21 protein-coding genes are annotated in these 21,509 nt (G+C 37.6%); 13 read left to right on the top strand and 8 right to left on the bottom strand.

The window, feature by feature from the left end; translation table 11 throughout:
* Window positions 1-45 precede the first annotated feature (45 nt).
* From ACXM0J_RS07735 to ACXM0J_RS07715, 5 genes are all read right to left on the bottom strand, one after another.
* On the bottom strand, window positions 46-933 hold the full coding sequence (locus tag ACXM0J_RS07735; RefSeq protein WP_063098712.1) for a ParB/RepB/Spo0J family partition protein: 888 nt from the start codon (window positions 931-933) through the stop codon (window positions 46-48).
* A complete protein-coding gene (locus ACXM0J_RS07730) occupies window positions 930-1,712 on the bottom strand; it encodes a ParA family protein (RefSeq protein WP_032007247.1) in 783 nt (260 codons plus the stop codon). Before ACXM0J_RS07730 ends, ACXM0J_RS07735 begins: the two co-directional genes overlap by 4 nt.
* Window positions 1,713-1,733: 21 nt before the next feature.
* A complete protein-coding gene (rsmG, locus tag ACXM0J_RS07725) occupies window positions 1,734-2,366 on the bottom strand; it encodes a 16S rRNA (guanine(527)-N(7))-methyltransferase RsmG (RefSeq protein WP_032007248.1) in 633 nt (210 codons plus the stop codon).
* Between the two features lie 87 nt (window positions 2,367-2,453).
* Window positions 2,454-3,143 carry an N-acetylmuramate alpha-1-phosphate uridylyltransferase MurU gene (gene murU, locus ACXM0J_RS07720; RefSeq protein WP_032007249.1) on the bottom strand — a complete coding sequence of 230 codons (690 nt, stop codon included), beginning with the start codon at window positions 3,141-3,143 and terminating at the stop codon, window positions 2,454-2,456.
* Entirely contained in the window at window positions 3,143-4,156 is a 1,014-nt protein-coding gene (locus ACXM0J_RS07715) for an aminoglycoside phosphotransferase family protein (RefSeq protein WP_086264556.1), read from the bottom strand. The genes murU and ACXM0J_RS07715 overlap by 1 nt, the downstream gene beginning before the upstream one ends.
* Window positions 4,157-4,276: 120 nt before the next feature.
* On the opposite strand from ACXM0J_RS07715, the gene ACXM0J_RS07710 reads away from it, so the two are divergent.
* Both ACXM0J_RS07710 and ACXM0J_RS07705 read left to right on the top strand, forming a co-directional pair.
* Window positions 4,277-6,715, top strand: a complete 2,439-nt coding sequence (locus ACXM0J_RS07710) for an LPS-assembly protein LptD (protein WP_086264555.1) — start codon at window positions 4,277-4,279, stop codon at window positions 6,713-6,715.
* Window positions 6,715-8,025 carry a peptidylprolyl isomerase gene (locus ACXM0J_RS07705; RefSeq protein WP_086264554.1) on the top strand — a complete coding sequence of 437 codons (1,311 nt, stop codon included), beginning with the start codon at window positions 6,715-6,717 and terminating at the stop codon, window positions 8,023-8,025. The genes ACXM0J_RS07710 and ACXM0J_RS07705 overlap by 1 nt, the downstream gene beginning before the upstream one ends.
* Window positions 8,026-8,143: 118 nt before the next feature.
* Here the strand turns inward: ACXM0J_RS07705 and fba are convergent, their stop codons facing one another.
* From fba to ACXM0J_RS07690, 3 genes are all read right to left on the bottom strand, one after another.
* Window positions 8,144-9,181: a class II fructose-bisphosphate aldolase gene (fba, locus tag ACXM0J_RS07700; RefSeq protein ID WP_016145083.1), complete on the bottom strand. Its 1,038-nt coding sequence runs from the start codon at window positions 9,179-9,181 to the stop codon at window positions 8,144-8,146.
* Window positions 9,182-9,302: 121 nt separating this feature from the next.
* Window positions 9,303-9,548, bottom strand: a complete 246-nt coding sequence (locus tag ACXM0J_RS07695; protein WP_086264553.1) for a hypothetical protein — start codon at window positions 9,546-9,548, stop codon at window positions 9,303-9,305.
* Window positions 9,549-9,671: 123 nt separating this feature from the next.
* Window positions 9,672-10,859, bottom strand: a complete 1,188-nt coding sequence (locus ACXM0J_RS07690) for a phosphoglycerate kinase (protein ID WP_017399490.1) — start codon at window positions 10,857-10,859, stop codon at window positions 9,672-9,674.
* Window positions 10,860-10,996: 137 nt separating this feature from the next.
* Here ACXM0J_RS07690 and ACXM0J_RS07685 point away from each other — a divergent pair, with 137 nt between their 5' ends.
* The 11 genes from ACXM0J_RS07685 to ACXM0J_RS07635 all read left to right on the top strand — a co-directional run bounded on the left by ACXM0J_RS07685 (window position 10,997) and on the right by ACXM0J_RS07635 (window position 21,480).
* Complete coding sequence (locus tag ACXM0J_RS07685) at window positions 10,997-11,380, top strand: DUF2237 family protein (RefSeq protein WP_002121396.1); 384 nt, start codon at window positions 10,997-10,999, stop codon at window positions 11,378-11,380.
* Window positions 11,380-11,973 carry a Maf family protein gene (locus ACXM0J_RS07680; RefSeq protein WP_086264552.1) on the top strand — a complete coding sequence of 198 codons (594 nt, stop codon included), beginning with the start codon at window positions 11,380-11,382 and terminating at the stop codon, window positions 11,971-11,973. Before ACXM0J_RS07685 ends, ACXM0J_RS07680 begins: the two co-directional genes overlap by 1 nt.
* 30 nt (window positions 11,974-12,003) lie before the next feature.
* Window positions 12,004-13,167 carry a ribosomal protein uL16 3-hydroxylase gene (locus tag ACXM0J_RS07675; RefSeq protein WP_086264551.1) on the top strand — a complete coding sequence of 388 codons (1,164 nt, stop codon included), beginning with the start codon at window positions 12,004-12,006 and terminating at the stop codon, window positions 13,165-13,167.
* Window positions 13,168-13,516: 349 nt separating this feature from the next.
* Entirely contained in the window at window positions 13,517-14,080 is a 564-nt protein-coding gene (locus ACXM0J_RS07670; protein WP_086264550.1) for a TetR/AcrR family transcriptional regulator, read from the top strand.
* Window positions 14,081-14,548: 468 nt separating this feature from the next.
* Window positions 14,549-14,860, top strand: a complete 312-nt coding sequence (locus tag ACXM0J_RS07665; protein WP_086264549.1) for an ArsR/SmtB family transcription factor — start codon at window positions 14,549-14,551, stop codon at window positions 14,858-14,860.
* A gap of 407 nt (window positions 14,861-15,267) precedes the next feature.
* On the top strand, window positions 15,268-16,470 hold the full coding sequence (gene sstT / locus ACXM0J_RS07660; RefSeq protein WP_086264548.1) for a serine/threonine transporter SstT: 1,203 nt from the start codon (window positions 15,268-15,270) through the stop codon (window positions 16,468-16,470).
* A gap of 5 nt (window positions 16,471-16,475) precedes the next feature.
* On the top strand, window positions 16,476-17,156 hold the full coding sequence (locus tag ACXM0J_RS07655; RefSeq protein WP_086264547.1) for a YoaK family protein: 681 nt from the start codon (window positions 16,476-16,478) through the stop codon (window positions 17,154-17,156).
* 3 nt (window positions 17,157-17,159) lie between these two features.
* Window positions 17,160-17,696, top strand: a complete 537-nt coding sequence (locus ACXM0J_RS07650) for a DUF2058 domain-containing protein (protein ID WP_002121466.1) — start codon at window positions 17,160-17,162, stop codon at window positions 17,694-17,696.
* 362 nt (window positions 17,697-18,058) lie between these two features.
* Entirely contained in the window at window positions 18,059-19,906 is a 1,848-nt protein-coding gene (locus tag ACXM0J_RS07645; protein WP_086264546.1) for an ABC transporter ATP-binding protein, read from the top strand.
* On the top strand, window positions 19,906-20,346 hold the full coding sequence (locus ACXM0J_RS07640; RefSeq protein WP_017482285.1) for a MaoC family dehydratase: 441 nt from the start codon (window positions 19,906-19,908) through the stop codon (window positions 20,344-20,346). The genes ACXM0J_RS07645 and ACXM0J_RS07640 overlap by 1 nt, the downstream gene beginning before the upstream one ends.
* Window positions 20,347-20,454: 108 nt before the next feature.
* Window positions 20,455-21,480 (top strand): AraC family transcriptional regulator, encoded by a 1,026-nt coding sequence (locus tag ACXM0J_RS07635; protein ID WP_032007260.1) that lies wholly within the window; start codon window positions 20,455-20,457, stop codon window positions 21,478-21,480.
* Window positions 21,481-21,509: the final 29 nt, after the last annotated feature.

The raw sequence follows: 21,509 nt of genomic DNA, 5'->3' as shown, positions 1-21,509 counted from the left end.
CTTCCCCAAGAATATAAAATTAGAAATATATGACCCAAATACAAATTAATCAGGTAAACAAATGTTTAAGATACCATCTAACTCATCTAAGGTATGGTAATGAATAACAAGCTTACCCTTACCTTTTTGATTATGATCGATTTTTACATTAGCGCCAAAACGCTCTGATAGTTTTTGCGTCAATTGCTCAATATCTGGTGCTACAGGTGTTTTTTCCTTCTCCTGTTTAGGCTCACTTCTATCACGCACCAATTGCTCTGTTTGACGAACAGACAGTCCTTTTTCAATTACGATTTTAGCAACGTCTAATTGATCTTTACCCTTTAATGTCAAGATAGCTCGAGCATGCCCCATATCAAGCTGGCCTTGCTGCATGAAATCTTTAATTTCATCCGCCAAACTCAACAAACGAAGTAAATTACTTACTGTTGTACGTGCTTTCCCTACTGTGTCAGCAATTTCTTGATGGCTCAAACCGAATTCATCATGAAAACGCTGCAAGGCTATAGCCTGATCAATCGGATTTAAATCTTGACGCTGAATATTCTCAATAAGCGCCAGTGCAATAGCAACCTGATCATTTAAATCACGAACAATTGCAGGAATTTCAGTTAAACCCGCAAGTTGTGCTGCACGCCAGCGTCGTTCACCAGCAATGATTTCGTATGGATGTGCGTCATCATCAACTGGACGAATTACAATAGGTTGCATCACTCCATGTTTTTCAATAGAAGATGCTAACTCTTGCAAATCATGCTCATGAATAAAGCGACGTGGTTGATATTCACCACGTTTCAATAAATTTACATCAATTTGCTTCAACTGACCGTGGTCAAGTGCCTGTGCTTCCAGTTGTAATTTTTCTTTTTGAATTGAACCAAGTAATGCATCCAAACCACGTCCTTTAGCCAATCCGCGTTTTTTGATGCTCATACTTTACTTCCTTTCTTCACTTTACTTTTCTTCAACATCTCAGCTGCAAGATTTAAATATGCAACTGCACCTTTGGAACTTTTCTCAAAATAAATAACAGGCAAACCATGTGCTGGAGCTTCAGCCAAACGAACATTACGTGGAACGACAGTATCATAAAGCTTTTTACCGAAATACTGTTCTAACTCAGCAGATACATCACGTGTTAAAGCATTTCGTGCATCGTACATTGTACGTAATACACCAATGATTTCTAAATCAGGATTTAATGCTTTTTGAATACGATCAATGGTCTGGGTTAAATCAGCCAAACCTTCTAATGCATAATATTCACACTGCATGGGAATAATTACGCTATCCACTGCTGCTAAAGCATTTACAGTAATCAAACTTAAGCTTGGAGCACAATCCACAATGATATAGTCAAATGAGTTTCTAATTTCATTCAAAGCATTCTTTAAAATGAATTCACGACCCTCTTGCTCTGCAATAGCAAGCTCAACGCCTGAAAGTTCACGATTAGAACCTAAAACCTTATATCCAACTTCTGCTTTTTGAATTGCTGTTTCAATTGGTACTTCGCCAAGTAGAACATCTGTAATTGAATACAAAAGATCATTCTTTTGAATACCAGACCCCATCGTAGCATTACCCTGTGAATCCATATCTACAAGTAATACACGTTTCTTTAATACAGCCAGAGACGCTGCAAGATTTACTGCAGTCGTTGTTTTACCAACACCACCCTTTTGGTTTGCAATCGCAATAATTTGAGCCATGGTAACCCTAATACTTTTTATTTAAATACGTTGAAGTAAAAGTAAATGACGTTGTTCATCAAGTCTTGGTACATGCAATTCAATCACTTTACATGAAAATTCCTGCTTAAGCTCTTCCATTTCTTCAACTGGAATCAGTCCTTTCATTGCAGCAATTATACTCTGCTCATGCAAATATGGACGCGCAGCATCAACAAAATCAGTTAATGATGCAAATGCACGGCTTGTAATCACATCAAATTGACCAAGCTCATCAATTGTATCTTGATTTTCAACGCGTGTTTGCACAGCTACTACGTTTTTAAGCTTAAGGTCAGCAATAAACTGTTTCAAAAAACGAATTTTCTTACCGTTTGAATCAAGCAATACACAAGAGCGTTCAGGCTGACATAAAGCAATGATCATGCCCGGCATACCACCACCTGTACCTACATCGAGCAAACGGCCTGCTGGCAAATCTTTCAAAATACTTAGGCTATCTAACAAATGCTTCACTAACATTTCTTTCGGATCACGAATTGCTGTTAGATTATAAGCTTTGTTCCAAAGTACCAAAGCATCTTGATACTTCAACAATAATGTCAAAGCTTCATCGCTAAGCGATAAGCCTAATTTTTGACTACCCTGTTGTAACTCTTGAAAAAATGGATGCATAAACAGATAACATCTAGGTAAAATTTAAAACAAAGTATACCCATTTATGCATCGTGGAACACTAGTTAACGATTAGGGATTACACACTTAATCGTAGAAGCCCTCACGAATTTGCAAATCTAGCTCCATTAAACGCTCTGGAGTCCCCACATCTACCCATGCACCTTTAAGCTTTTCACCAGATATTTTTTGATTGTGCATCGCTTGCTTTAACAGTGGGGCTAAAGGACGTTTACCAGCTTCCAATCCATCAAAAAGCTTAGGATGAATAACAGATACACCACTAAAAGTAAGATTCTCACCCTTCACGTCTTGATCGAATGCAAAAGCGCGTCCATCCAATAATGTAAAGTCGCCTTCAGGATGTTGTTTCGGATTATCAACCAACACAAGATGTGCCAAATCATCATTTAGCTTAATATGGCGTAGAGATTCAAAATCCATTGTGGTCCATACATCTCCGTTCACCAGAATAAACGGATCTGTTCCAAGCAGTGGTAAAGCATTAATAATTCCACCAGCTGTTTCCAGACCTTCTTCCTCTCGTGTCCAACGGATATCCACACCAAATTGAGAGCCATCGCCCAAACTACTGATGAGTTTATCGGCCAACCATGCAGAATTGATGACTATTTCAGTCACACCAATTTTCTTAAGTTTTTCAATATGCCACACAATAAGCGGTTTACCACCCACCTCAAGCAGAGGCTTTGGTGTATATAGCGTAAGTGGACGCATACGATTGCCCAAGCCAGCAGCAAGAATCATTGCTTTCATTATGCTGCCACCTCATAGCTACCATATTTCTCGATAAATTTAGGCATCACGATGTTATTCATAAATACCATAAACTCTTCAAGCTCAGCGTAACCACGGCTTTCTTCAAGTAAATACCACATGACACGTGGTAAATCCTTCAAATAACCCGACTTCCCATCACGTTCAAACAAGCGAACAAAAATACCTAGAATTTTAATATGGCGTTGAATCGCCATTAAATCTGCATCACGTTTAAATTGATCAAAGCTACGGTTTTGTTTAGTCGACGCTGGCAACAGGTCATAAAACACTTTAAACCATTGATAAACACGATCAGCGTTCCATTGAACATATGCATCACGAGTAATCGAAATTAGGTCATATGTATCAGCACCAATAACAGCATCTTGGAAGTCGATTACCCCTAACTCTTGCTCATCGGTAATTTTCATCAAATTTCGACTATGAAAATCTCGATGTACAATAACTTGAGGTTGGGCTAATGCAGCATGAGCCAAGAAATCAAATGCATTATCAATCGTTTTTTTCTGTTCAGCAGTCGGCTGGATAGAAAGCGACGGTAACATCCAGTCTGTGAGTAGCTGCATTTCCAACATTAATTTTTCGTAAGAATAAGCTGGGAACTGATTAGTCCCGTCAATAGACTGCAATTGAATAAGCTGTTTAAAACTTTGTTCGTAGTATTTATCAACAGTTTCATTAGTTAATAATGTCGACAAAAGCACATCACCAAAGTCCTCTAACAATAGAAAACCTTGAGCCAGATCCTTCGCAACGATCTGAGGCACACGTACGCCATGGCTCGCAAAAAACTCGTCAATGGTCACAAACGGAACACTGTCTTCTTTTTCTGGAGGGGCGTCCATGAGCATATACGTTTTATTTTGTAACTCGATACGCGCATAACGGCGGAAGCTTGCATCACCTGCCAAAAAAGCGATCTTAAATTGATCATTTTCAAGAACAGATGTAAGCCATGTATATATCAATTGTTCACGTTGTGTATTCATTTGCAATAAAATCTAAAACAAGCTGAGATTTTTGAAGGGTTAAGTGTAGCCACTTATAAACTTTTTCTCTATGATGCGACAATAATTAATTGTGAATTAGCATACTTGGTTAATGAGACAATGAAGCATCAGTTTAAATTTAATCCTTTAGCGACAGCTATTTTTACGCTCTTATGTGGCTCCATACAATCAAGTTATGCTGAGTCAACTGATGTTGTCTCCAATATAGACAATAATCAACTTAAAGCGAGCATCAAGGAAGCTTACCCAGGTCAAGAATTCTTTCAGCAATATTATGTTGATAAATCTGCACCTGAAGCTCAGCTTCGTGACAATAAATATTTAAGCTCGGCATTTTGCCAAGGCACATGGGTTACACCGATTAACCCTGAGACCAAAGCTTTAGATGCCGACAAAGCGACTTCTGTCGTTACGGCTAACTACGGACATTACAATCCAGCGGGTGATTCTGTTTTAGAAGGTGATGTCGTTATTGATCAGGAAGGACGCACAGTTCGTGCTGACAAAGTAACGATTGATAAGACCCAAACCTTTGCGCATGCACAAGGTCGAGTACAGTTAGCTCAAGGCGGGTTACTTTCACAGAGTGATGAAATTAATTACAACCTAAAAACCCAAACCGGGAATTTAGACAATAGTTTTTATATTTCTGAACAGCAACATGCTCATGGTCACGCAGGAAAAATCGAAAGAACCTCACCAAACGTTATGGTTCTTAATGATGCAACCTATACGACTTGCCCACCAGGCCAAAAACCCGGTTGGAAAATCCAAGCCAATAAAATTGAGTTAAATCAGGAAACTGGACGCGGCGTAACTCGTGGAACAAAATTATATGTTAAGGACGTTCCTGTTCTAGCTGTTCCCTATTTTAACTTCCCGATTGATGACCGCCGTACTACAGGTATCCTCAACCCACAATTTGGTTTCTCAAACGATGGTGGTGTTGAGCTTTCAGTTCCGGTTTATTTAAACCTTGCACCTAACTACGATCTGACACTTACTCCGCGATATTTAGCAGACCGTGGTGCAATGCTAAAAGGTGAGTTTAGATATTTAACCGATGGCTTTGGTGCTGGTGAAATGTGGGGTGGCATCTTGCCATCTGACAAAGGTTATGATGACAAAGATCGTAAAGATTTCCATTTTTTACATAATTGGGATATCAATGATCAATGGTCTACTAACCTCGAATATAACTATGCATCAGATAAAGATTATTTCTCTGACTTAGATAGCAGTCCTAACTCTAAAACAGATCTTAACTTACGTAGAGCTTGGGAACTTAACTATCAACATGGTATTCCGGGTTTAAAAGCCCAGCTTAAAGTCGAAGATTTCCAGACGCTTGATCCAGAAGTTCTAGACGTAGATAAACCTTATGCACGTTTACCACAGTTTTTATTAAATTACGTCACGGGTAATCCATTAGGCTTACAATACGAATTTAATAACGATACTGCTTACTTTAAGAAATCAATTAATGATGATTCAGCTCAGGAAAGTAGTGGTACACGTATTTATAACCAGTTCGCAACACGTTATAACTACCGCACACCAGCAGCTTTTGTGATTCCTGAAGTTTCAGTACGCTCTATTCAAACGTTTTATGATAAGGACAGTATCGCTTCTCAAAATCTAGATGGCGGTTCGGAAAATAAATCAGTTGTTGTGCCTCAATTTACACTGGATACTGGACTGAACTTTGAACGTGAAGGTAAGTATTTACAAACACTTACACCACGCGCTTTCTATGCGTACGCGCCTTACAAAAATCAAGATGGCTACCCTAACTTTGATTCGACAAGTGCATCAATTAGTTATGATCAGCTATTTAACCCATATCGTTTTTATGGACATGATCGTCTTGAAGACAACAACTTCTTATCATTGGGTGTAAGTTATAGCCTCTTTGATACAGTAGGCTTAGAACGCTTACGTGCAAGTGTTGGTCAAAGTTACTATTTCGAAGATCGTCGTGTCACATTAAAACAGCAAGATGAATTTGATACCGAGCGTAACACTGGTCCTGTTGTAAGCCTATCAAGCCAGCTTAATCAAAACTTTACCATTGCTGCCAACTCAGCATGGATGTCGAATGGCGACAATGCTCAACGTGACTTCCAACTTTACTATACTGGTGATAAAGGAAATTTATACAACTTAGGCTATTTCTATCGTAAAGAAATTACCGGTCGTCAAGATACTTATGACCAAGTTGTTGCATCGTTTATACAACCAATTAAAGATAATTGGCGTATTATGGGCCACGTACAATATGACATGGACAATGATGTTGCCCGTGAACTCTTGCTAGGAGTTAACTATGAGTCATGTTGCTGGGGTATTTCTGTCTATGGCCGTTCATACTATAACGATCTTGACGATCCAAAATCTCCAGATGTTAGTGAAAAGCGGGCGATCATGGCCGAAATTACACTAAAAGGTTTAGGTGGTTTAAACAATAAACTCGCGTCTTTACTTGAAAATCGCGTTTTAGGTTTTAACAAAATTAATCAATCTTGGACACAACGTTAATGAAGACAAAGCATCTTAAACAGTTTTTTAAAGCAACTACCCTTGCTGCCCTAATCTCTTCATCAATGCATAGTTTTGCCCAACCCGCTGATGAAGTTGTGGCAATTGTGGACAATAGCGTAATTTTAAAAAGCGATCTTCAACAAGGTATGGCTGAAGCAGCTCATGAACTGCAAGCTCAAAAGAAAGAAGTGCCACCTCAACAATATTTACAGTTTCAGGTATTGGATCAGTTAATTCTGCGTCAAGCTCAACTTGAACAAGTTAAAAAATATGGCATTAAACCTGATGAAAAGAGCTTAAATGAAGCTGTACTTAAAGTAGCAAGTCAATCTGGCTCTAAAAGTTTAGAAGCTTTCCAGCAAAAATTAGATGCTATGGCTCCAGGAACTTATGAAAGTTTGCGCAATCGAATCGCTGAAGATTTAGCAATTAGCCGTTTGCGCCAACAACAAGTGATGTCCCGTATTAAAATTAGTGATCAAGATGTAGAAAACTTCTTAAAATCGCCTCAGGGACAAGCTGCGCTAGGTAATCAAGCACATGTAATTCATATGCGCATTTCTGGTGACAATGCACAGGAAGTTCAATCTGTAGCTCAAGAAGTACGTTCAAAGCTTGCACAAAGTAATGATATAAATGCTTTGAAAAAACTTTCAACTGCAAATGTAAAAGTTGAAGGTGCTGACATGGGTTTCCGCCCACTGTCTGATATTCCTGCTGAACTTGCTGCTCGTATTACACCATTACAAGATGGTCAAACGACTGACTTAGTTTCAGTACGTGATGGTGTACATGTTTTAAAGCTTCTTGAACGCAAACAAAATGAGCAAAAAGCTTTAGTACCTCAATTTCAAACTCGCCACATTCTCATTCAGCCATCTGAAGTAGTTACTCTTGAGAATGCCAAGCAAATTATTGATAACATCTATAAACGCTTAAAAGCTGGTGCAGATTTTGCAACACTTGCAGCGACTTATTCTAACGACACAGGTTCAGCGCGTGATGGCGGAAGTCTAGGTTGGGTAACCCCTGGAATGATGGTGCCTGAATTTGACAAAAAAATGCAGGAAATTCCTGTAGGTGAAATCAGCGAACCTTTCCAAACTCAATTCGGCTGGCATATCTTACAAGTGACTGAGAAACGTGAAAAAGATATGACACACGAATATCAAGAACGTATGGCACGTCAAATTTTAGGTGAACGCCAATTTAACACCGAGATTGACAGCTGGTTGCGTGAAGTGCGTGCAAATGCCTATGTAGAAATCAAAGACCCAAGTCTAGACAAAAAGAACTTACAAAAGTAAGTCTTTTTCTCTTTATCAAAACCTGTGTTTATCACAGGTTTTTTTATGAATGAAATTTACCTAATAAAAAACCGGTTATATAAATAACCGGTTTCTATAAATTAAACCCGAGCGGGAATTATTTATAACGATCAACCATTTTCTCTAAAGAAATTGGACGGATCTTGTCAGCATTACCAGCTGTACCAAACGCTTCATAACGATCAATACAAATTTGCTTCATTGAATCTACAGTTTTAGCAAAGTATTTACGTGGATCGAACTCAGATGGGTTTTCAGCCATAAACTGACGAATTGCACCAGTAGATGCTAAACGCAAGTCTGTATCGATATTAATCTTACGTACACCGTGTTTGATTGCTTCTACAAGCTGTTCAACAGGTACACCATAAGTCTCTTTAATATCACCGCCAAACTCATTGATTACTTTCAACCACTCTTGCGGCACAGAACTTGAGCCATGCATAACAAGATGGGTATTTGGTAACGCCGCATGAATTTCTTTAATACGGTCAATCGCCAAGATATCGCCTGTAGGTGGACGAGTGAATTTGTAAGCACCATGTGAAGTACCTACAGCAATCGCCAATGCATCTACATTAGTATCGGCAACAAACTGAGTCGCTTCTTCAACTGAAGTAAGAAGTTGTGAGTGATCAAGGACACCTTCAGCACCAACACCGTCTTCTTCGCCAGCCATACCAGTTTCAAGGCTACCTAAACAGCCAATCTCACCTTCGACAGAAACACCGCACGCATGCGCTAAAGCAACAACATTACGAGTTACATCAACGTTGTATTCGTAAGAAGTAGGAGTTTTACCATCTGTACCTAATGAACCGTCCATCATTACTGAGCTAAAGCCAAGCTGAATTGAACGCTGACAGATATCAGGGCTTGTTCCATGGTCTTGATGCATTACCACTGGAATATGCGGCCATTCTTCAATTGCAGCCAAAATAAGATGGCGTAAGAATGGAGCGCCTGCATATTTGCGAGCTCCAGCTGATGCTTGAACAATTACAGGTGAATTGGTTGCATCCGCGGCAAGCATAATTGCACGCATTTGTTCTAAGTTATTTACGTTAAATGCTGGTACGCCGTAGTTATGTTCAGCAGCGTGATCCAAGAGCTGGCGCATTGAAATGAGTGCCATAATATCCTCCCAGGTAGTGCGGCTTATTCTACCCTGTCATTTATTTCAATTCAGCAACAAATCACAGTATTTCAAAAAAAATCCCTGCATTTGCAGGGATTTTTTAACAAAAAACAACAAATTAATGTGTTTCTGAAGCAGCAGCCTCACTTGGCGCACTACCTTCAACCACATCTGTATTCTTTTCATCTAGTACTGGCTTATCAATCGCATCAATTGCTGCTTGTTGCTCAGGCGTTACTTTTTCAGAAACAGCAGCAGATGCAGCTGATTCTTGGCCCGCTTGAGATGCTTCATCTTTTTTAGCACAAGCAGTTAACATCATCGGCACAATTAATACAGCAGCAAGTGTAAGCTTTAAATTCATCACTATTGTCCACAGTTGGTGATTTAATGCTCATTATTTTATTTCAGATATATGACAGTTTCATGACTTATCAATGAAAAAGGGATTGGTTGCCCAATCCCTTCTCATTTCTATATAACAGTATTAAGCACGTTCAAGTAAAACAGCAACTGCTGGTAATGTTTTACCTTCAACAAATTCAAGGAATGCACCACCACCTGTAGAAATATAACCAATTTGGTCAGCAACGTTATATTTATCAATCGCAGCTAATGTATCTCCACCACCAGCGATTGAGAATCCTTCAGACTGAGCAACAGCAAGAGAAAGCGCTTTAGTACCTTCACCAAATTGATCTACCTCAAATACGCCTACTGGACCATTCCAAAGGATCGTTTTTGATGTTGTTAAAATATTAGCGAATGCTTTAGCAGTTTCTGGACCAACGTCTAAAATCATATCATTTGCAGTCACATCTTCTACTTTCTTCACAACAGCTTGAGCTGCTCCTAAAGAACCTAAGAAATCTTCAAAATTAATTTGCGATGCATCAGCAACTACAACATCTGTAGGAAGTGGAACACTTACTTTCGCAGCGATTTGTTTTGCAGTTTCAACCAAGTCAGCTTCGTATAATGATTTACCAACGTTAAAACCAGCAGCTGCTAAGAATGTATTTGCAATACCGCCACCAACAATAAGTTGATCACAGATACTAGAAAGTGAGTTTAAAACATCGAGTTTAGTTGAAACTTTAGAACCAGCAACAATTGCAACCATTGGTTTTTCAGGAGTTTGCATTGCACGGCCTAGAGCATCCAGCTCGGCAGCCAACAAAGGACCAGCAGCAGCAACTGGAGCGAAACGAGCTACACCTTCAGTAGATGCTTCTGCACGATGAGCAGTACCAAATGCATCCATAACAAATACGTCACATAGTGCAGCATATTTTTGAGCGAGCTCTGGATTATTTTTCTTTTCGCCATGGTTAAAGCGTACATTCTCAAGTAATACAACTTGACCAGCTTCAACTTCAACGCCTTCTAAATAATCTGTTAATAATTTAACTTCTTGGCCCAATACTTCTGTTAAATAAGCAGCGACTGGTGCAAGTGATTGTTCTGGCTTTGGTTCACCTTCAACAGGACGACCTAGATGTGAACATACCATCACTGCTGCGCCTTTATCTAAAGCAGCTTTAATCGTTGGTAATGCTGCACGTAAGCGAGCATCACTAGTAATCACACCATTTTTGACAGGAACGTTTAAATCTTCACGAATAAGGACACGTTTGCCTGTTAAGTTAAGGTCAGTCATACGCTGAAAATTCATGTAAAGCTCTCTTTATGATTTTAAAACGCGCCAATTTTAAATGATTACATCAAAAAAGGTTAGTTTTTTTGCATAAAAGCTGTAGAAAGCCCCAGTTTTGATTATGATAGAGGTAGTTATTTGATATTTCACCCATTATGTCTATTCATCCAGATCCACAAATCAATCGCTTAAATGTTTTAGGTGAACCTTTAGCAAGTTGTTGCTTTGACCCTATTACAGGCTATTTTAGAAATGGTTTCTGCCACACCGCAGTAACAGATCTTGGTCAACACACCGTATGTGCGCAAATGACCTCTGATTTCTTAAATTTTTCTCAGAAAATTGGGAATGATCTTATTACTCCTTTACCAGAAGTAGGCTTCCCTGGCTTAAAACCGGGTGATTTCTGGTGTATCTGCGTAACTCGCTGGGTAGAGGCTTATCAAGCTGGTGAAGCACCTCCTATTAAAATACATGCATGTCATCAAGCCGTATTAAGCTATGTACCTTTAGATGTATTAATGGAATTTGCAGTGTAATGGTTCAGCCACAAATTATTTTGGCATCGAGTAGTCAAACTCGCAGAGACTTAATGGACCGTCTTGGAATTAATTATATCTGTGTTAGTCCAGATATTGATGAAAATCCTCGCGATGAAACCCATGCCGATGAACTTGCAAAACGGCTCGCTTTCACAAAAGCTCAAGTGATTGCTGAACAGAACCCATCAGCTATCGTTATTGGTTCAGATCAAGTTGCTTGGCGAGAACATGCCCCGCATGACTTTATTGGCAAACCGATGACTAGTGAAAATGCTAAAGCACAACTAGCCGAGAATTCTGGTCGAACTGTTTTTTTTAGTACAGCGCTTAGCGTGCAATGGCTCGATAGAAACTTTGAACAAACGCTCGTTGAACATTATCAAGTTAAATTTCGAAACCTGAATCAAGCTGAAATTGAACGTTACGTTTTATTAGATCAGCCACTACATTGCGCAGGTAGCTTTAAGTGCGAAAGTTTAGGAATTAGCTTGTTTGAAAAAATGATAGGCCAAGACCAGACCACACTTATGGGTCTTCCTATGATTCAACTTTGCCATATTTTGAGGCAACTTGATCTACAAATTCCTTAATTCTAGATATTTTATAAATAGGTTATTTCCATGACAGAACCTTTAGCAGTTTTAGGCGGTATTACTGCCGAGCAATTTTTAGCAGAGTATTGGCAGAAAAAACCTTTACTGGTGCGTAACGGATTGCCAGAGATTGTAGGTCTTTTACAACCCGAAGATGTGCAAGAACTTGCCTTGGAAGAACATGCAAGTGCCAGACTGATTCGCCAAAAAGATAAAAATCCAAACGAATGGCACGTAAAATCTTCACCTTTAACCAAAGGTGATTTTCAAAAGCTACCAAAATTATGGTCGATTTTAGTACAGGCAGTGGATCACTACTCTTTTGATCTTTCTGAACTTTGGAAAAAATTTCCTTTTATTCCTCAATGGCGCCGCGACGATATTATGGTGTCTTATGCGCCTAAAGGTGGTTCAGTTGGGAAGCATTTCGATTTCTATGATGTGTTTCTAGTTCAGGGGCATGGTCATCGTCGCTGGCAGTTAGGTCAAATGTGCGATGTAAATACTGCATTTGTACCCAATCAACCATTAAAACTTTTGCCAGAAATAGATGTGCAATTTGATGAGGTTTTAGCACCAGGTGATTTACTATATGTTCCACCTGGAATGGCACATTACGGGGTTGCCGAAGATGACTGCTTAACATTCTCATTTGGCTTTCGCATGCCAAACGTTGCAGGAATGATGGAACGTATTAGCGATCAATTTTCAGCTAATACTTTACTTCAAAATCCTGTTGTAGATATCGCACGCAAACAAATGAGTCAAATCGGTGAAATTAACTCAACTGAACTAAGTTATCTAAAAGACCTAGTTTTAGCTCAGTTGCAAGATTCTGCAGCACTTGATGCCGCAATCATGTCATATATGAGCGAACCTAAATATCCAGATAATATCCCAGAACCTGATGAGATCGAAGCCGATGATCTTCAAGAGATCTTACATGAAGGTTATGAAGTTTTATTAGAACCTGCCTCTCGCCTACTTTATACAGAAAATAACGGAATTCTAAACTTCTGGGGAAATGGCGAAGCGCTATGTATAGCTGAAGCTTTTGTACCAAAATTAAAAGCTATTGCTGATGGAGAAAGCTTAGCTTTCGATAGTGAATTTAATGAGCTTGAAATCCTTGAAAATGTTGCGTACTTACTCAACGAATCTATTTTGATGCTTTTACCTCCTTCAGAGTAAGAAACTTTAATAAAAGTCGACTTTTCAAAGTATTGGAAAGTCCACTTTTAAATTGGCCCACAAACTCAAAAATAGATTTTTTTTATTAATTTCCATTTTTTTAATTTTAAAATCGACTTATCGCAAAAATATTGAAGTTAAAAGATTTTGAAAACAGAAGTATAATTATTTAAATATATAGCCTAAAACTCTTTACCATTCCCTTAAAAGTAAAACTTCAGCGTTTAAAAAAATAATATCTTTTTTCTATCAATAACAAACAATACCTTGTAAAATTAAATTATCTAGATTCTCATTGATAAAGATCACCGTTCAAGCTAATAGCAATTCATTTGTGAGAGGCTAAAATATGTCGAAAAAAGATGACATTATTAACACCGCATTAAGACTTTTTAACTCGTATAGCTATAATTCTATAGGTGTAGATCGCATCATTAATGAATCTGGCGTTGCAAAAATGACTTTCTATAAGCATTTTCCATCAAAAGAAAAATTAATTGAAGAGTGTCTACTTCTTCGAAATACGCTTCTACAAAATTCTCTTACTTCTGCCTTATCAAAACATGATGAGTTAGACCCTCTTGCGCGAATTAAAGCAGTATTTTTATGGTATTCGGACTGGTTTAATAGCGAAGATTTTAATGGCTGTATGTTTCAAAAAGCTTTGGAAGAGGTTTTAAAACAATATCCTTCAACACATCAACCTGCCACTTTGTATAAAGCTTGGTTGACCCAACTCATGCAAAATCTTCTTAACCAATATGATGTAAAAGATCCAGTTCCCCTATCTTTACTACTCGTTAATATTTTGGAAGGTATGACCATACAGGCTCAGGTCGAACATGGTTCAATAAAAATCAATGATTATTGGACTCGAGTAGAAAAATTAATCGATTTTGAAAGAGCTGCATAAAAATAAAGCGTGATATTCTTCTTCTTATATTTAATGATTCTTCTTATGTATCACGCTGCGTCTGAAAGTGATTTTGGTTCAAAATTAGACGTTTTTTTCGACCTTACCAAACCAAAATATACAGACCTGTCTGTACAGAACAGATTATATATTTAAAAAATAAAAACTCAATCTTTTTTTATGTTTTACTTGAAGATAAATTGGATTTAACTATTTATAGGGATTAGATCACACTTATTTTCTGTTGACTTCGATTCACTTATACTTAACAATTACACTTATAACACAATGCAACACTTTAGACACAAAAGAAATACAAACAGTTGTTTTTCATTGGAAAGACTACTTATTTATCAATTCCCCTTATATTGCTTTTCAACAAAAACAATTGGATTGATTAGTTTTGCTACATTCATTTCTTTAAGATCAATCTATACTATGCCCGCTATATTGATATAGGTATAAAGTATGAAAGATGGACTCCAAATTGAAGAAATGAAAAATGCGGCTGATTCAGTCGTTGGAATTCTCAAATCTTTGGCTAATACAGATCGTTTATTAATTTTATGTCACTTAGCTTATGAGGAGTTAAATGTCTCGCAAATAGAAGAGAAGACCCAAATTACCCAGCCCACTCTTTCACAACAACTGATGATGTTACGTAAAAGTGATGTTGTCTCAACTCGTCGTGATGGTAAGCAAATTTTTTATTCTATTAAGGATGACAATATGCATTCGATTTTAAACACGCTTTATCAGCTGTACTGTGCAAGTAAATAATATCTTCAAATTATAAATTTATAATAATAGTAGTAATTTCCTGAAATATGCGATTTTTCAGCTTGAAAGCTTAGAGTCCAATCCAAGCACAAAGTTTTGAAAATTCGCGTAGCTTTTCCAAATGCTCCACCATATTTAACCTTTTGCCAATTTATTTTTCCTTAGTCTATTCAATGCTTCTACAGCTTTTTGATATACCTAGTTTTTTAATGAGCAATTAACAAGCAAAATCACCAACTATAAAATTTAAAACATAGAATTAACCACAATAAAAACAACTATTTAATATTACCATTAATTATAAATACTTATAGGTGCTATAAAAAAGCTTAAGATTCACATCACTTAAGTATAAAATACTCCGCTTGTTCAACCTTTAGCCATGATTAGGTTAATAAGGCCTTTATATGCTTGCATTCTTTTCTCGATTAAGCTTAGTCACTAAGATTATTATCGCCATTATTCTAGGGATAGGCGTTGCATTACTATTTCCGAACATTACGCCTTACTTAAGTTTATTTGGTGAGCTTTTCATTAAAGCCTTAAAATCGGTTGCCCCTATTTTAGTTTTTGTATTGGTGCTTTCTTCTATTGCCAACTTCCAAGTAGGCCATAGTGCAAATTTACGCCCAGTCTTACTACTGTATGTTATAGGTATGTTGCTAGCCGCTTTTAGTGCTGTTATTGCAAGTTTATCTTTTCCAAGTACTCTTTACCTCAACACGGTTTCTCATAATGATTTACAAGCGCCTGGTAGTCTCGCAGATATATTAAAAAACTTGCTTTTAAGCTTTATTGCTAACCCTGTTCAAGCAATTAGTGAAGCTAACTTTATTGGTATTTTAGCTTGGGCAATTGGACTAGGTTTAGCTATGCGTCATAGTTCAGACACAACAAAACAAGTGATGCAAGATGTTTCACATGCTGTAAGTGCTATTATTCATAAAGTAATTGCTTTTGCACCAGTTGGTATTTTTGGATTAGTTGCAGTGACTTTTGCCGATGCCGGTCTTGCAACACTTGAGAGCTATGCACACTTATTAGTGGTGTTACTAGGAACAATGTTATTTGTTGCCCTCGTAGTAAACCCTATTTTAGTAGGTTTAACTATTCGTAGTAATCCATATCCATTAGTTTTTAAATGCTTAAAAGAAAGTGGGATCACTGCATTCTTCACACGAAGTTCGGCAGCAAACATTCCAGTTAACTTGGATTTAGCAGAGCGTTTAGGGGTTAACCCATCGACAGCTAGTGTGTCTATTCCGTTAGGCGCAACAGTAAATATGGCAGGTGCGGCAGTCACGATTACTGTACTTACATTAGCTACTGTACATACTCTTGGCATTCATGTTGATTTTGCAACAATGGTTATTTTATCAGTTGTTGCTACTGTTTCAGCTTGTGGTGCTTCTGGTGTTGCTGGTGGTTCTTTACTACTCATTCCTGTAGCTTGTAGTCTATTTGGCATTTCAACAGAAATTGCGATGCAAGTTGTAGCGGTTGGTATGATTATCAGTGTATTACAAGACTCTACAGAAACAGCCCTTAACTCATCTACAGATGTATTATTTACTGCAGCTGTAGATATTCGCTCCAAGCAAACGTCTTAAACAAAATGCCATTTCAACGTCTACCAAACTGGTTCCAACTTGGAGCCTTTTTACTAGCTTTTAATGCCGGAATGATTAATGTATTAGGGTTAATTACTCTTTTGCATCAATCGATTTCACATATGACTGGCAACGTTAGTATGCTGGCTATGAGTTTGGTAGAGTGGCAACCCGAACATATCATTTTTTTACTTCTAGTGATTATTTGCTATGTTTGCGGTTCATTTTATAGTGGTTTTATTTTAGGTAGCAGTCATTTTCGACTAGGTCGTCGTTATGGCTTACCTTTGAGCCTTGTTGCCTTATTCATTTTCCTTTGCTGGCTATTGCTTCCTTATTTTCCACGCTATGGATTATTATGGGCTTGTACGGCAATGGGTTTACAAAATGCAATGGTAAGCCACTATAAAGGAACAATCATCCGCACTACCCATCTATCAGGTGTTTTAACTGATATTGGTTTAGCACTTGGGTATAAAGCCAGAGGCTTAATTGTAGAAAATCGACGTATTGTTTTACATCTACTTATTTTTATCGGCTTTCTGCTGGGTGGAATTCTTGCCGCTTCAGTACATCCATATTTAAAGCTACAATCATTTTTATTGCCGGCAACTTTAAGCTTAACCTTAAGTATTTCTTACTGGGTAGTTTATCTCTATAGCACTTCAACTTCACACAAGGACTAAGACATGGTTAAAAATGCCTTACAAGCACAGCTATTAAAAGCTGGTTTAGTTGATAATAAAAAAGCAAAAAAATTAACAAAGCAAGCTCATCACGAACAGCGTCTTGGACTAAGTAATGAGGCTGAAATCAAAGCAAATATTGAAAAAGCTCAACAAGAAAAGTTAGCTAAAGATCAGGCTTTAAATTTAGAAAAACAGAAACAGCTTGAAGAAAAAGCACTTAAAGCATCAATCATTCAGATGATTAAGCAGCACAAGATTACTGATTTTGCAGGGGATGTGGCTTATCAATTTATTGATGAAAATAAAATCAAAAAAGTGTATCTATCTCAGCAAGTTTATAATGCACTTGTTGCAGGTAGCCTAGTTATTGCTAAAGATCAAGATCAATACGCCTATCTTCCAAAAGCTTTAGGTGAAAAAATTGATCAAAAAATGCAAGGCTTCATTTTGATTAATAATGCTGAGAAAAACGAACAAGCCACTGATGAGGAAGATCCATATGCTGCATATGTTATTCCAGATGACTTAATGTGGTAATACAATACTTAGGCCTTTATGATATAGATCTAAAGGCCTTTTCTAATTAATGTGTAGCTGCAATAATTTAACAAATGTTCAAAATACTAAGAAAAAATACTTAAAGAATAAATTCCTTCACCCTTTATCTATTAATCTCGATATAATGAATAATACTTTTAGTCCTCGCGACGTTCTTGAAGGTTTCTTCAAGTCTCCTTTTTACGTCATGTATTAATTTAAGACGTACAACATAATCAGTTCATGTGTATTTGCATATATTCACAAGATCGAAACCTTAAGTGATATTGATCTAACTGACTTTTTGCAAATTAAATTGCAAAGATTTAATTAAGTGGCTTTTGTCTCAAAGGTAGTAATTCATGCTGAAGTGGTTTGAAAAACTTGTAGATCCCTACCCAACTAAAGGTTTAGATGAACCTTTACCAACTCGTTTTTTCCCATTTGTTTGGCAAGCTACGGAAGGCCTACGACCTTACTTATTCTTACTTATTCTTTTTACAGCAGGTGCAGCAAGCTTTGAAGCCTTACTTTTTTCAAAGATTGGACAACTCGTAGATTGGTTAAGTAAAAGTCATCCAGAAAGCTTTTTAAGTCAGCATGCTACTGATTTACTCATTTTGATTGCAGTCTTATTTACCAATATCTTTTTTGTAAATATTCAATCTATTATCAAACATCAAATTTTATATAGCACCTTCCCAATGCGTTTGCGCTGGCGTTTCCATAATCTTTTATTGAAACAAAGCTTGGACTTTTTCCATAATGACTTTGCAGGACGACTTTCTGCAAAGGTTATGCAAACAGCATTAGCAATCCGTGAGTTCTGGATTATTTTGGGTGACATGTTGGCCTACGTCAGCATTTACTTCATTACGGTCAGCATTGTTCTTGGCGCAATTTCACCAATTTTACTTATTCCACTTTTAGTGTGGTTAAGCCTATTTTTATTAAGCGCATGGTTCTTTATCCCCCGCTTAAGTAAAGTTTCCCAGCAACAAGCCGATGCTCGTGCTGTCATGACGGGCCGCGTAACAGATGCATACACCAACATCCAAACAGTAAAACTATTTGCCCACGCTGGTCGTGAAAGCCAATATGCAAAATCATCGATGAAAGAGTTTATGACCACAGTCTATGCCCAAATGCGTTTAGGCACTCTCTTTGAAGTCAGCATTAATATGTTGTCTGCTGTTTTGTTTGTAGGTGTAATTGGTACCTCTGTTTGGCTATGGACTCAAGGTTTAGCAGCATTAGGTGTAATTGCAGCAACTACAGCAATGATTTTAAAACTTAATAGTATGGCTGAATTTATGATGTGGCATATGTCAGCCTTATTTGAAAATGTTGGAACTATTCAAGATGGTATGCAAACATTAGGTAAAAAGATCAACATTCAAGACAAACCAGATGCAAAGCCCCTTAAAGTCACCAAAGGTGAAATTGTATTTAAAGATGTAAGCTTTGCTTATAACAATAAAAATGTAATTGATCACTTCAACCTGCATATTAAAGCAGGTGAAAAAATAGGTATTGTGGGTCGTTCTGGCGCAGGAAAGTCGACACTGATTCAGTTGCTTTTACATTTTTACCATCTTAAGCAAGGTGCCATTTTAATTGATGGCCAAAACATCGAAGATGTAACTCAAGATAGTCTAAGAGCTAATATTGCTTTAGTTACTCAAGATACGTCTTTATTACATCGTTCAGTTGCAGAAAATATTAAATATGGTCGCCCTGATGCATCTGATGCAGATATGGAAAATGCTGTAAATAAAGCCAAAGCTGCTGAATTTATTCCGCAATTAGTTGATTTAAAAGGACGTAGTGGTTATAACGCTCAAGTAGGTGAACGTGGTGTTAAACTTTCTGGTGGTCAAAGACAGCGTATTGCCATTGCACGTGTATTCTTAAAAGATGCGCCTATTCTTATTTTAGATGAAGCAACTAGTGCATTAGACTCAGAAGTTGAAGCAGCAATCCAGTCAAGTTTAAATGACCTGATGGTTGATAAAACCGTTATTGCAATTGCACACCGTTTATCTACTATTGCACAAATGGACCGTTTAATCGTTCTTGATGAAGGTCGAATTGCTGAGCAAGGAACTCATGAAGAGTTAATTGCGCAAAATGGTATATACGCACAGTTATGGAAACGTCAAACAGGCGGTTTCCTAATTGAACAAAAAGTATTACAGGGTCAAGATTAATGCTTTATTTAGAAGATTTGAAAATTGGTGATCGCTTCATTAGCCGTGAATATGAAATTACCTTAGATGAAATCAAAAAATTCGCAAATTCCTATGACCCTCAGCCCTTCCATATAGATGAAGAACAAGCTAAGCATGATCCAATTTTTCAGGGAATTGCTGCTAGCGGTTGGCATACTTCTGCAATTACTATGCGGTTATGGACGGAATGTATGCCGATTCATGGCGGCCTGATTGGTTCAGAGTCCAGCTTACGGTGGCCACGCCCTACTCGACCAGGTGATAAAATTCATGTTGAAGCAGAAATTTCAGCGATCACACCATCCAAAACAAAATTAGATCGTGGTATTGTAAGTTACGTTACGCAAGCCTTAAATCAAAATGGCGACGTATTACTTATTTCAACAACAAAAATTGTTGTCTTTAAAAAGAATGTTTAAAACATGGTTGATATGATTGTCTAACAGTTTTTATAAACTCAGATTATATTTCATGACAAGATGTGTAAGAAATGCATGTGACAAATTGATGAGAGCAATGGAACGCATATGAAAATTACCTCAGCTCGTCAAGATCAGGGTATTCCGGGAGTCTATGGCTTATTGCTATTAGATGTTGTTTCACGTTGGGGATATAACGATGAAACATTATTTGCTCCATTTCATCTTACTAGTGAACAACTGGCCGACCCTGATTATCGTATTTCTACACCTGTAGCAAATGAATTGGTTAAACACGCTCTTAATTTAACTGGTGAAACCACGTTGGGGTACCATCTTGGTACTCAAATGCGTATTTCAATTCATGGCTTCATTGGCTATGCAATTATGACAGCCAAAGATATTACAGAAGCAATTGCCCTTGCAGCACGTTTTATTCAATTACGCTTACCTTTCTTACAACTCTATTTTTCAACGTTTGGGCCCAAAGCCACCTTACAATTACAGTGTGATATCGAACTTGAACCTCTAAGAACAGAAATCGTTTTAGGTTTAACCATTGGTATCATGAGCATGGCTAAAGCGATTACGGGTATCGAAGATTTAGCTGGCGAGGTAGATTTGGATTTTCCTGAACCAGAAGGTTTTGAAAAGTATAGAAATAAATTAAGTAGCACAATTCGATTCAATCAACCACATTTGATCTCAAGTTTTGATAAGAAATATTTAGGAATTAAATTAGTTAACGCAGATCCTATTGCAAGTCAGGTTGCTATTAATCAGTGCGAAGCCGAACTTTCCGCTTTGGGTGAACGCCGTCGTTTAGCAATGCGTGTTCGTGATATTTTAAGTAATTCCGAACAACATTATTTAAGCATCGAAAATGTAGCCGAATGTCTACATATGTCAGATCGGACACTCAAACGTCAATTAGCCGCTGAAGGAACTTCATTTTCTACATTGGTCGATGAAGTTCGCTATCGACATGCAACATCTCTACTTTCACGTACAGATTATAGTCTTGAACAAATTGCAGATGAACTTGGCTATTCGGACGTTGCAAATTTTAGCCGTGCCTTTAAACGCTGGAGCGGCCGCAGTCCGAGTAACTGGCGTAAAGACCCATACTTATAATGTTTAAAACTATTGGACACAAGCTTAAG

Source organism: Acinetobacter sp. GRABPA_MV_2 (genome assembly GCF_056725885.1).
This window is presented reverse-complemented; position numbering and strand designations above follow the sequence as displayed.

Coding starts and splice junctions, on each gene's coding strand:
- ACXM0J_RS07735 (WP_063098712.1), bottom strand. CDS start 933: ATGAGCATCAAAAAACGCGGATTGGCTAAAGGACGTGGTTTGGATGCA.
- ACXM0J_RS07730 (WP_032007247.1), bottom strand. CDS start 1,712: ATGGCTCAAATTATTGCGATTGCAAACCAAAAGGGTGGTGTTGGTAAA.
- rsmG (WP_032007248.1), bottom strand. CDS start 2,366: ATGCATCCATTTTTTCAAGAGTTACAACAGGGTAGTCAAAAATTAGGC.
- murU (WP_032007249.1), bottom strand. CDS start 3,143: ATGAAAGCAATGATTCTTGCTGCTGGCTTGGGCAATCGTATGCGTCCA.
- ACXM0J_RS07715 (WP_086264556.1), bottom strand. CDS start 4,156: ATGAATACACAACGTGAACAATTGATATATACATGGCTTACATCTGTT.
- ACXM0J_RS07710 (WP_086264555.1), top strand. CDS start 4,277: ATGAAGCATCAGTTTAAATTTAATCCTTTAGCGACAGCTATTTTTACG.
- ACXM0J_RS07705 (WP_086264554.1), top strand. CDS start 6,715: ATGAAGACAAAGCATCTTAAACAGTTTTTTAAAGCAACTACCCTTGCT.
- fba (WP_016145083.1), bottom strand. CDS start 9,181: ATGGCACTCATTTCAATGCGCCAGCTCTTGGATCACGCTGCTGAACAT.
- ACXM0J_RS07695 (WP_086264553.1), bottom strand. CDS start 9,548: ATGAATTTAAAGCTTACACTTGCTGCTGTATTAATTGTGCCGATGATG.
- ACXM0J_RS07690 (WP_017399490.1), bottom strand. CDS start 10,859: ATGAATTTTCAGCGTATGACTGACCTTAACTTAACAGGCAAACGTGTC.
- ACXM0J_RS07685 (WP_002121396.1), top strand. CDS start 10,997: ATGTCTATTCATCCAGATCCACAAATCAATCGCTTAAATGTTTTAGGT.
- ACXM0J_RS07680 (WP_086264552.1), top strand. CDS start 11,380: ATGGTTCAGCCACAAATTATTTTGGCATCGAGTAGTCAAACTCGCAGA.
- ACXM0J_RS07675 (WP_086264551.1), top strand. CDS start 12,004: ATGACAGAACCTTTAGCAGTTTTAGGCGGTATTACTGCCGAGCAATTT.
- ACXM0J_RS07670 (WP_086264550.1), top strand. CDS start 13,517: ATGTCGAAAAAAGATGACATTATTAACACCGCATTAAGACTTTTTAAC.
- ACXM0J_RS07665 (WP_086264549.1), top strand. CDS start 14,549: ATGAAAGATGGACTCCAAATTGAAGAAATGAAAAATGCGGCTGATTCA.
- sstT (WP_086264548.1), top strand. CDS start 15,268: ATGCTTGCATTCTTTTCTCGATTAAGCTTAGTCACTAAGATTATTATC.
- ACXM0J_RS07655 (WP_086264547.1), top strand. CDS start 16,476: ATGCCATTTCAACGTCTACCAAACTGGTTCCAACTTGGAGCCTTTTTA.
- ACXM0J_RS07650 (WP_002121466.1), top strand. CDS start 17,160: ATGGTTAAAAATGCCTTACAAGCACAGCTATTAAAAGCTGGTTTAGTT.
- ACXM0J_RS07645 (WP_086264546.1), top strand. CDS start 18,059: ATGCTGAAGTGGTTTGAAAAACTTGTAGATCCCTACCCAACTAAAGGT.
- ACXM0J_RS07640 (WP_017482285.1), top strand. CDS start 19,906: ATGCTTTATTTAGAAGATTTGAAAATTGGTGATCGCTTCATTAGCCGT.
- ACXM0J_RS07635 (WP_032007260.1), top strand. CDS start 20,455: ATGAAAATTACCTCAGCTCGTCAAGATCAGGGTATTCCGGGAGTCTAT.